The sequence below is a fragment of the Ruegeria sp. CDSC002 genome (assembly GCF_059610905.1).
Window position 1 is genome coordinate 1 of record NZ_JBXWOM010000030.1, and the last position, 2,767, is coordinate 2,767.

The 2,767-nt window shown below is 52.2% G+C and carries 2 protein-coding genes; one reads left to right on the plus strand and one right to left on the minus strand.

The window, feature by feature from the left end; genetic code table 11:
• Positions 1–303: cyclic nucleotide-binding domain-containing protein (locus tag AC2FJE_RS23380; RefSeq protein WP_496761524.1), on the plus strand; the 303-nt coding region annotated here is incomplete at its 5' end.
• Positions 304–518: 215 nt separating this feature from the next.
• Here the strand turns inward: AC2FJE_RS23380 and AC2FJE_RS23385 are convergent.
• A complete protein-coding gene (locus tag AC2FJE_RS23385; protein WP_496758758.1) occupies positions 519–2,258 on the minus strand; it encodes an adenylate/guanylate cyclase domain-containing protein in 1,740 nt (579 codons plus the stop codon).
• Between the last annotated feature and the right edge of the window lie 509 nt (positions 2,259–2,767).

Consider the following 2,767-nt stretch of genomic DNA (forward strand, 5'->3'; position numbering starts at 1 on the left):
GTATTCTTCATTGCTTCCGGAGCTGTTGAAGTGGAACTCGGCCGGCACACCTCGCGGCTCGGTCGTGGTGAAATGTTCGGGCAATTGGCCATGTTATTGAAACGGCCCCGTCGCGTAAACGTACGGGCATTGGCACCGTCGACGCTGCTTATGCTCGACGAGGCAAGTTTCCGGCGCTTGCTGCGGCGAAGCAAGGCCATGCGAAACTCCGTCAAGATGAGCGCTGACAAGCGCATGATCGACCCCGCGGTGTTGGATCTGGATGAGGCCGAGGTATCCCCTGAAAAAGGGACCAAATCTTGAGAGGCTCTCAATTGGAAGGGAGCCGCGAAATCAAAAGTGCTGGTTCACGGACACCAATCGGGTTCTGTTTTGTTGAGTGACTACATTTGTCAGAGACTTGTTCACTTTAAAAAACCGACGCTACCCTCGACAATTCGTACATTCAACGGCAGCTCGCAGCCCGGAGCGGAAGTTGGCAACGACCAATCACCGAAGACATAGAAAATGGGCGTCGCCTACTCTGCCAATCCAGCTTGGCGCAGACCAGAGGCAATGTGTTCCCAATCTGACAAATTGCGCCACATTGGTTGAAAGCCACCGGCCAGAGCAATCAACGTGTTTTCCGGAACTGCCATCCCGCGGCTTGAAAACTCCTGACGGCGGTGGCGGACAAAGGCTTGCAATGAGGACTCCGCCTCTTTTTGTCGGCCCGAGTGCGCGTATGCTGCCACTAGAAACGCAGCGGCCAATGAGTTCAGCCGTGCTTCGCCAATCAGCTTGCTGACAGCGTCATCATATCGACCCAAAAAGAAATATACCTGTCCGATAATCCAATCGAGAGAAGGCGGATGCAGGGGGTCAAGTCGCATGGCCTCGACAACTATTTCATGAGCCTTTTCATGCTGCCCCAACAACAGAAATCCATATCCGCACCAAGCCATCGATTCCGCTTCATTTTCAATCAATGACAGTGTTTTTTGAAACTGCGTATCGGCCTGATCCCAGAGGCCCGCGCATAGGTACGCATATCCAAGTTGGTCCTGAATATAGACGTCCTTGTTGTCCAAAGCCGCGCCCTGACGCGCGATTTCCAATGCTTGGGAGGGCGCATCGGCGTCGGCAAGACCGAGCCAAAGGTCGACGACATAGGTATCGGCCAGATACATATAGATCCGCGCGTAATTGGGATCGATTGCCAGCGCTTTTTCAAAATATCCCTTGGCTGTGGCGTTGTCGGCGGCGTTCAACCCGTCTCGGAGTGCTTTCCCTCGCAGCAAGAGTTCGTATGCCTTCATCTTGTCTGTGGGCTTGTTCAAGACATTGTTGGCCACGTCGCTTTGAACCCGACCTGGAAGAACCGCGACGACGCTTTGGGTCACCTCATCCTGAACCGCAAAGATGTCTTCCAGTTCGCGGTCGTAACGCTCAGCCCAGATATGTTTTCCAGAGTCAGCCGCGATCAGCTGAGCCGAAATGCGCACTCTGTTTCCGACTTTTCGAACACTGCCTTCGACAAGGTATTGTACCCCCAACTTTGCCGCGATTTCACCAATCTCCAGATCTGAGTCCCGGAACCGAAACGACGAATTGCGCGCGACCACAAACAAGGTCCGAAAGCGGGACAGTCCGGTAATGATGTCTTCGGAAATGCCGTCGCTGAAAAACTGCTGCTCAGCATTGCCGCTTACGTTTGAAAACGGCAAAACCGCGACTGAGGGCTTATCCCGTCCGGTTAGGTTGGGCTCGTATTTTTCAGAACCTTCATGTGCCAAATGGTATATTTTGACGGGCTTTGTTATGTTTTTGAGGTGCTGGGCACCGCCATCTTCAAAGGTTTCTTCAATCAGGTTTCCCAGACTTTCATAAACTATGGAAGAGATGCAAACCCCGCCCACTTTTGCTGCGGCTTCTAGGCGCGACGCCAGATTGACACCGTGCCCGTAGACATCGCCCTCATCAACAATCACGTCGCCCAGATGCACTCCGATGCGCAGTTTTATCGCTGAGTTTTGAACCGCCAGATCTTTCTGGATCTCGATGGCACACCGAACAGCATCCACGACAGAGGGAAACTCAACCAATGTGCCATCCCCAATCAACTTGATCACCCGGCCTTTGTATTGGCTGACTTTGGGATCAAAAACACATTCGCGATGAGTCTTGAGGTGCATCAAAGTGGCATCTTCGTCTTCGATCATCATCGAAGAGTATGCAACAACGTCAGCGGCAAGTATGGCGGCGAGTTTGCGTTCCAAAAATGACACCTCTGATTAGGAGGTCATATTCAACTTTGGGAAAGATCATCACAACACCTTTCTGGGAACACCGCACAAATACAAATTGCCGAAGGTTTTACTGGCGTTGCCGCCGAACGTTTCGGGATTACGGCAGAAGTTCGTTGTTTCAGAAAGAGTGCCCGCTTCTCAGAATGCAACCTGGTTTGCAACGGTCGCTATCTGCGCTTCACTGACATCGCTGCCCTTGACGAAATTGAGCGAACCGAAGGCCTTTCTGCGCCAGTGATTGAAGAAACACTGAGCCGTGTGTGGATACGGAAATTTACGCGCTACTCAAGTGTAGTCGAAAGCTGGATGGAGGCAAAACTGGATGGAGGCAGCGTTTATCAAACGTGGCTAAGGAGTGATCGAGCACTTCTATTATACTCGCTGCTGATTACGGCACCCTGAAGAATGGAAGTATGCGATTGAGTTGGTTGGGGAACTTTTGGGATTGCTGGCGTTAGGGGCGTCCCAGAACGACGAAA